The organism is Cupriavidus phytohabitans (assembly GCF_000426345.1).
Lineage (GTDB): Bacteria > Pseudomonadota > Gammaproteobacteria > Burkholderiales > Burkholderiaceae > Cupriavidus.
Genome location: NZ_AUFE01000126.1, coordinates 1 through 8,096, shown reverse-complemented (window position 1 = coordinate 8,096; position 8,096 = coordinate 1). Strand labels below are relative to the sequence as shown.

General features: G+C 57.2%; 8 protein-coding genes. 2 read left to right on the top strand and 6 right to left on the bottom strand.

From position 1 onward, the window contains the following. The first annotated feature begins 261 nt into the window (after positions 1-261). On the top strand, positions 262-657 hold the full coding sequence (locus K309_RS38405; RefSeq protein WP_051320744.1) for a DUF2889 domain-containing protein: 396 nt from the start codon (positions 262-264) through the stop codon (positions 655-657). Positions 658-677: 20 nt separating this feature from the next. After that, entirely contained in the window at positions 678-1,151 is a 474-nt protein-coding gene (locus K309_RS0132810; protein WP_029050214.1) for a MaoC/PaaZ C-terminal domain-containing protein, read from the top strand. Between the two features lie 184 nt (positions 1,152-1,335). Here K309_RS0132810 and K309_RS0132805 read toward each other — a convergent pair whose 3' ends face one another. The 6 genes from K309_RS0132805 to K309_RS40980 form a co-directional block, all read right to left on the bottom strand. Beyond that, complete coding sequence (locus K309_RS0132805) at positions 1,336-2,490, bottom strand: acyl-CoA dehydrogenase family protein (RefSeq protein WP_029050213.1); 1,155 nt, start codon at positions 2,488-2,490, stop codon at positions 1,336-1,338. A 98-nt stretch (positions 2,491-2,588) separates the two neighbouring features. Next, positions 2,589-3,014 carry a Zn-ribbon domain-containing OB-fold protein gene (locus K309_RS40985; protein WP_084402669.1) on the bottom strand — a complete coding sequence of 142 codons (426 nt, stop codon included), beginning with the start codon at positions 3,012-3,014 and terminating at the stop codon, positions 2,589-2,591. Further along, entirely contained in the window at positions 3,011-4,204 is a 1,194-nt protein-coding gene (locus K309_RS0132800) for a thiolase family protein (protein ID WP_029050212.1), read from the bottom strand. The genes K309_RS40985 and K309_RS0132800 overlap by 4 nt, the downstream gene beginning before the upstream one ends. A gap of 19 nt (positions 4,205-4,223) precedes the next feature. After that, a complete protein-coding gene (locus K309_RS0132795) occupies positions 4,224-5,489 on the bottom strand; it encodes a CaiB/BaiF CoA transferase family protein (RefSeq protein ID WP_029050211.1) in 1,266 nt (421 codons plus the stop codon). Positions 5,490-5,890: 401 nt separating this feature from the next. Then, the gene (locus K309_RS0132790) at positions 5,891-7,351 is read right to left on the bottom strand and encodes an aldehyde dehydrogenase family protein (RefSeq protein WP_029050210.1); all 1,461 of its coding nucleotides are present in this window, start codon (positions 7,349-7,351) and stop codon (positions 5,891-5,893) included. Between the two features lie 16 nt (positions 7,352-7,367). Continuing rightward, positions 7,368-7,964 (bottom strand): zinc-binding dehydrogenase, encoded by a 597-nt coding sequence (locus tag K309_RS40980; RefSeq protein ID WP_232232602.1) that lies wholly within the window; start codon positions 7,962-7,964, stop codon positions 7,368-7,370. Positions 7,965-8,096 lie beyond the last annotated feature (132 nt).

Here is an 8,096-nt window from a genome sequence, read left to right as displayed (position 1 = left end):
TGCCAGCTCCACTTCAATCGCCTCCTGGATGACCCGTCGGGCCCCGCGCCTGATCAGCTCCTCGAGCCCAAGCCCGATTTCCGATAGACCGACTGCTTCTTTCCCTTTATCCTTGCTCATGGTGGACCTTTCTTGTGCTGGTTTCCGATCTCGACAATCAGATTCTCAGCGGAAAGCTCCACCGCCCTCTACTCCGCGCCTCAAATTCCCCGCCTGTACACCAGTTTCGACTTTAGCTCGGCCGGAACCTCCGTACATCACATGGTGATCGCACTGGCGGTGGATGAGGAGCTGACTGTGCGAGACGTCGTCACCCGTATGGAGGCCGTTCCATTCCGCGTATGCCGAGAGATCGAGGATAGTCTCAAGGCGATGGTTGGCGTGCGCATGGGATACGGCTGGCGCCACACGATCAATGAACGTCTCGGCGGCACGGAGAGCTGCACTCACCTGCGCGAACTGCTAGTCAACATGGCCACGGCTGCGTTCCAAGCAATTCCGACGTGGCAAGCCCAGCAACGTAAGCACAAGGGGGAGGATCCTCTTAACGGAAGCCGTCCCCATTACCTCAACCAGTGCCGGTCCTGGCGAATCAATGGTCCGGTGGACGAGAACATCTCCCGCAGTTTTATCAACCTAGCGATATTGCCGGTGTAGGGCCGGGTAAGGAATGAGCCATGTCTGAAATTGAAGAACGCAAGCCTCGCGGCATGTACTTCGAAGACTTCGAGATTGGGAAGACCATTGTCACCTCACGCCGCACGGTGACGCTGACTGATATCGTCAACTTTGCCTGCCTATCCGGGGACCATAATGCGCCTCATATCGACCATGAGTTCTGCAAGACGCAATCATATGGAGAGCCAATTGCCCACGGGCCGCTGGTACTGGCCATCGCCGGAGGGCTCCAGTGTCTCAGCGGCATCAATGACGGCACCATCATTGCCATGCTGGGCAATGACCAATGGCGCATGCATCTGCCCGTCAAACACGGGGATACCATCCACGTTGTGATTACCCCCATCGAGAAAAAGCTGTCGAGCAAAGGCAAATCTGGCATCGTCACATTCGACCGAAAGGTCAAGAATCAACGAGGCGAGGTAGTCCATTCCATGATTACGACGTTGTTGTATCGCTTGCGTCCGCAATAACGCGTTTACGCCCGCTTGCCTTGGGTAAGCGGGTGGGAAGCGTATCGAGGGGGGCGAACGCCAGTTCGTCCCCTTCTTTCATTCTGAATAGCAAGTACTCTACACGGCTCCCGCTGGTACTCCGCGAATCCTCACTCAATGCAAAAAGGGCGCTTTCGCGCCCCTTCTCTTAGCAGAGGCCTAATTACAGGTCCATTTGCTTTGCAAGGATGTTGCGTTGAATCTCGTTGGTGCCGCCGCCGATGGGACCAACGCGAGAATCGCGGAAGAACATCTGCATGTCATACTCCATCGAGTAGCCGGCGCCACCCATAATTTGCAGGCCGATGTCCGCGCACTTGAAGTTGTTCTCGCTAGCAACAATCTTGGCGATCGATGCTTCGTTCACTGCGGCCTGACCGGCGTCGAGCACATCGGCGGCGCGGTACACCACCTGACGCGCGGTTTCCGACAGGATGAGCATGTCTGCGAGTTTGTGCTGAATGACCTGGAAGTCGGAAATCGGCTTGCCGAACTGCACACGTTCCTTCGCATAGTCACGAGCATACTCAGTAATCTTGAAGCAGTGACCCGCCGAAATAGCAGCCAGCCCAAGGCGCTCGAGACCCAGGCAACTCATGATGTTCTTCCAGGCGCGGCCTTCACCACCGAACAGATTCTTGGCCGGCACGCGAACGTTGTCGAAGAAGACCTCATTGGCATGGGTCGTGCGGCGGCCCAGCATTTGCAGCGGGCGCACGGTAACGCCAGGCGCCTTCGCATCGACAAGCAGCGTGCTGATGCCTTGATGGCGATTGCCTTCTCGGTCGGTGCGTGTAATGACAACGAAGTAGTCCGCTACGTGGCCGCAGGTAATCCACACCTTGTTGCCGTTTAGGATGTACTCGTCACCAGCGGGCTCCGCGTAGGTCTTGAGACCAGCTACGTCAGAGCCTGTACCGGGTTCGGACATGCACAGTGCCAGCTTCGCCTTGCCGGAAATGATCTTCGGAATGAGTTCCTGCTGCATCTCGGGCGTACCGAACTTCGCAATATGCATACCGGCATAGACCGCCGAAGTCGTAATCGCTTGCGCAATGCCCGTGTAGTAGTAGCCGAGCGTTTCGAGGAGGACAGTGATATCGCGGTAGGACCCGCCCATGCCACCAAGGTGCTCGGGGTAGAACAGGCCGATGTAGCCAGCTTCCGCCAGTGCCTCATAGGCCTCGAGGGGGAACTCACGGGCTTCGTCCATCTTCCGAACTTTTTCCCAAGGCAGGACCCGATTGAGCAGGTCCAGGACGCCTTCCCGCATCATCCGCTGGTCTTCAGTCAGCCCGACAGTGTTAATCAACGACATTGTTATCTCCTAACTACAATGAGTTTTGCAACAGCATGGGGCCACAGTGTTTGGACTGATCTGGGCAACCCACAGATGATGCTGGTTAAGAAAGTTATCTACTTGCTAGGCCGCGCTGCGAACAGAGGACCATCCTTGTACTGCAAAACCAACATTTCGACTGCTTGACCAATCTTCAAAGGCACGCCGTTGTCTTCCACGAGTCGACATGCCAAGCGAATCCCACAATCAAGATCCACGATTCCGCATGCATAAGGGGCCTCGTCAGCGAATACCGCAGGCGCAGCGTGAATGCGCGTCCACGAGTAAAGCGTTCCGGTAGTTCCCAAGGCCTTCCATTCCATCTGTGTCGACCAGCAATGGGGGCAAACAAGTTTTGGCGGGAAGGTTGTCTTGCTGCAATCGGTGCATTGAGTGGTAACCCAGTGTCCCTTTGCTAGCTGCGACCAGAATTCCTTGGTGAACTCGGACTCCCGAGGCGGGTATGCACGCTCGCCGTCGACGATCAGTGCTTCGAGGGTCATTGCTTTGCCTCCATAACGTGAACCATGGCCGCGTTGTAGTTGCCGAGTTCGCCTGTAGCCAGGCCGAACTGCGCATTCTTGACTTGGCGTTCCCCTGCCCGTCCGCGCAGCTGTTCGGCGAGTTCCACGTAGTTGTAGAGCGAGGTGACGTACGCAGGGTGCCCGCGGGATGTCAAACCACCAGAGGTCGAGATGGGAATACGGCCACCGAGGCGTGTCTCGCCGTTGAATGCTGCGCGCGCGCCTTGTCCTTTGGGAATGAGGCCAATCGCCTCACTCACGAGCACCTCGACAATCGTGCACGGTGCGTACAACTCAGCAACATCGACGTCCTTTGCACTAATCCCAGCTTGTTCGTAAGCCGTGGCTGCCGCCTGTCTCGCAGACTCGAAGGCGATCATGTCATTCGGTACGTCGCTGATTTGATGGCTTCCATCATGGAAGAATCCACGTCCCTTTACGAGTACGTATGGACGTCCAATCTCGCGAGCAACTTCCTCGCTTGCAAGTACCAAGCAGGCTGCACCATCTCCTCGCGGCGGAACGTCATAGAGTCCAAGCGGCGCGACAATGGGACGCTGCTGAACGACCTCCTCCAGGGTTACCGGCTTGCGATATTGCGCCAGCGGATTCATGGAGGCATGGAACCGGTTCTTCACGGCGACTGAGCAGAGCTCTTCCTTCGTGGCACCGTGTTCATGTATGTAGCGCATGGCGTCCATGGCATACCAGGCGATGGGCGTGAACCCGGCGGACGTATGAAAGTCAACATCCCCCGTTGTCCGCATGCTGCTCATCATGTGTTCGGCGGCGGATACCGCGCTCTCCATGTTGATACCGAGAGCAAGCGACACCTCAGACCTGCCCAGCATGATGTCGTTGCAAGCCTGGTCGAATGCCAAAGCTGCTGTCATGCCGTTGCCCATCACCTCCATGACGTTGCCCCGGCATGACAACCGAAGCTGCCCCATGAGGAACGTGTGGAAGTACTTTTGACGTGTGTAGGGACGCGGGAGCGTAAACACCAAGCTCTGAATATCCTGCTTGTCTACCCCTGCATCTTTCACGGCTTCCACGACGAGGCGAGTCATGATTTCGTGCTCCAAAGCCTGGAGCCCCGCATCATCTGCGGTCTGGTGGCGCCCAACCGGGATAGCACTAGCGCCGATGATTGCTACGTTTCTGGTCATATACGTGACTGAGTCGATCCTACTTGGCACCAAACGCGCCTGAGGCGGCGAATTCCGCGATTTGGTGGTCGCTGAGTTTGAGCACGTCCCTGAGCACCTGCTCGGTGTCAGCACCCACCGCCGGTGCAGCCGTTGCAGCGCGCGCGGGCGTCCGGCTAAGCCTGAGTGGCGTCGAGATGTTCGGAATCCAGCCTTTAACCGGATGCTCGATGCGGCTAACGAGGTTGCGGGAGGCGGCTTCGTCCGACGCGAGTGCCTGCGCCAGCGTTTTGACTTGGCCACTTGGGACCCCTGCTGCACGGAGCTTCGGCTGCCAATAGGCCCACGGTTGCTTGCCGAACTCCTCTCCCATGAGCTTGAAAAGCTCCTCGCGTCGCTCCAGACGATTGGCCCTCTTCGACAGAACTGGGTCATGTGCGATGTCTGGTCGCTCAAGCACCTGTTCGAACAGCCTGACGAAGATGCCGTCGTTGCCACAGTTGATGTAGAACGGCACGTCCTGACAGTGGAAAACGCCCGACGGACACGTATCGGGGCTGGTATTCCCGTTACGCTGGGGTTCATAGCCAGTGGTTAAATGCTGCATAGCCGCAAAACCCGTCATGAGAATGGCCGTATCGAAGAGCGCTACCTCGACAAACTGACCTTCACCGTCCTTCTCGCGTCCCAGCAGCGCGAGAAGAATCGCGTTGGTGGCCATCATCGCGGTACTGATATCCATCACGGCGGCACCAGTCCGGACGCCCTGGCGGTCCGAGTAGCCGTTCATCGAGATGAAGCCGCTCTCAGCTTGCGCGATCGGGTCGAAGCCCAGGCGATCTGCATAGGGCCCGGTGCGTCCATACGCCGAGACCGAGCAATAGATCAGCCGCGGGTTAAGCGCGCGGCAGGTCTCGTAGTCCAGGCCAAAGCGCTCCATGACGCCTGTTGAAAAGTTCTCAACCAGGACGTCGGCTTCCGCAATCAAGGACTTTGCGAGAGCAAGGCCATCCGGCGACTTCATGTCGATACCGATGCTTCGCTTGTTGCGATTGGCCCACAGATAGGGAGCACCCTGCGCCGGAATTTCCGGATCCATCGGTGGGTAGTACCGGAAGTCATCGCCCTTGACGGGGGCCTCCACCTTGATGACATCCGCACCAAAGTCCGCCAGCGTCATCGTGGCCAATGGTCCGGCGACAAAGTGCGTGAAATCAATTACACGGACACCATCAAGGACGCCGCCGCTTTTTGGCCTACCCGCCTCATGTTCCGGTAGAGATTCAACGCGAGATTGGTCGAACATGCTTCTCTCCTCGTCTTGTCGAAAGAGCCCCATGAGACTCTTTACGTGCATATTTTTTGGCCTGTCGCAAATCGGCCTCTTTGGTTGATCCGTTTAATGGTTCTACCAAAGCATTCTACGTAAGCGGATGCCAAGACGTCAATGGGGATTGACGGACATGCGACCGCCTACGCTCGCGGGTCAAGCAGTGGAACCAACTGGGAAAGAGTTGAGGTGCGCCAATCAGCGCGAGACGTGGACGGATGTCCACAGCGCTGCCAAACTGAGGCTTAGCAGCGAGAAATGCTCGGTGGCGTCACAAGGGTATGTCGTTGTGCGGCGCAGTACGCGAGCAGGCAGAGAGTCCGGTTGCCGCCCAATACCATGAAACCCTACTGGCGTTGGGCGACTTCAATGGATTGCTATTTAGGGGACGTCGGAACGAACAGCGCGGATGTCTCGGTGAACTCTAGCAACCCTGCTTTCCCGAACTGCCGTCCAAGGCCGGATTCTTTTGCTCCACCAAACGGCACCAAGGGGTCAACGCCCACATGTCTGTTTATCCATACGGTGCCAGCTACCAACTGCCGCGCTACGTGTTCTGCCATCCTGAGATCATCGCCCCACACAGATGCACCCAATCCCATCGACCCGGCATTCGCTCGCTCGATCGCTTCCTCATCGGTTTGAAAAGATAGGACTGGAAGCACTGGCCCGAACGTCTCCTTGTCGACGAGGGAATTTCCTTCTCTTACACCCGATACGACTGTGGGAGCAATGAAGAATCCCTGGCGGCTCAACGCTTTTCCACCCGCGACAATGATTGCTGTCGGGTCTGCAGCCACTTCGGCCAGAACGCCTTTTACCGACTCGTATTGCGCACGATTTTGAACCGGCCCCATTTCGCTCGTCGAGTCAAAGCCATCGCCGACTTTGGCTTGACTAGCTAGGCTTCCCAACTTTTCAACCAAGCGGTCATGAAGATCCTGATGTACGAAAAGGCGCTTTATCGCCATGCACACCTGACCACTGTTGATGAATGCCGCGGCGAACAACGCTGGCGCAATCTTGTCAACGTCCGCATCCCGGCGCACGATGCAGGCATCGTTTCCACCTAGCTCAAGCGTTAGGCGTTTCAACGAGGCTGCAGCGGACGCCATCACCCGCTTTCCAGTTGGCACAGACCCAGTCAGGGAAATCTTGGCTATGTCCTGGTGCGTGCAAATCCTCTCCCCAAGATCATTCCCACCGTTCAAGACGTTCAGCACCCCAGGGGGAAACAGGTTCGATGCGTACTCACCAAGTCGCAGCGTGGCTAGAGGTGTGTATTGGGACGGCTTCAGTACAACCGTATTGCCGGCGTACAGTGCATGGGTGATCTTCGGAACGGCAAGTCCGATCGGAACGTTCCAAGGGACAATGGCACCGACAACGCCAATCGGCTTGTGTTGCAGAATGACCCGACCGGATTCATCCTCGCGAAGAAGCTCGTCTTCGATGTCAATCGCGAGCATGGCCTCGAGTAGCATGGCGGCACGCATCACTTCCGCTTCAGTCTGGGCGAGAGGTCGGCCTTGCTCTAGCGTCAGCAGCGCAGACAGTTCCGCAACGTGCTCTCGAAGAATCGTAGCTAAACCCTTTAGAGCCGCTCTGCGCTCGGTCAATGGCAAGCTACCCCAGCTTTTCTGCGCACGCCGGGCAGCATCGACAGCCTCGTCGAGCTGTCGCAAAGAAGCCACGGGCGCAACGGCGCAAGCCTCGCCGGTAGCTGGGTTAATGACTTCAAGTTTTTCGGCCCCATCAACCAGCGAACCGTTAATCAGTTGCCGGACCGGATTACCTCGCAAGGCTTCAGAAATGGCGTCCGCAGTTGGGTATTTCATAGACGTTCTCACTCGATCACTGACCAGGGATGGCAAGCAAACGGCCAGCAACTCGACCTCGTGCAAGCTCTTCTAAAGCCTCATTGACCGAAGACATTGGCAGCGACTTGAGATTGACCGGCGAACCCTTTCCTTTCTCTTGTAGCAAATCCAAGAGCGCTCGCATTTCCTCCACCGAGCCGACATAAGAGCCCCTCAGCGTAACGTTCCGCATGGGCAAAAGTGCGGTCGACAAAGTGATAGCACCGCCAAAGAGGCCAACGACGACGACGGTGCCTCCGCGGGCCACACTCTCCAGCGCCACACCCGTCGTCTGTGCTGAGCCGACAAAGTCGACAATCGCTCGAATCCCATTTGGTGCCGCTTTTCGCAAATCCCGAGCCGCATTTTCGGATCGAAGATTGACCACCTCATGTGCCCCAGCCGCTGATGCGCGGGCAAGCTTTTCGTCATCGATGTCTGCAACCACTAGACGTGCAGAAGTGAGCTGTGGCGCCAAACCAAGTGAGCTAAAGTCGAAACTGGTGTACAGGCGGGGGATTTGAGGCGCGGAGTAGAGGGCGGTGGAGCTTTCCGCTGAGAATCTGATTGTCGAGATCGGAAACCAGCACAAGAAAGGTCCACCATGAGCAAGGATAAAGGGAAAGAAGCAGTCGGTCTATCGGAAATCGGGCTTGGGCTCGAGGAGCTGATCAGGCGCGGGGCCCGACGGGTCATCCAGGAGGCGATTGAAGTGGAGCTGGCA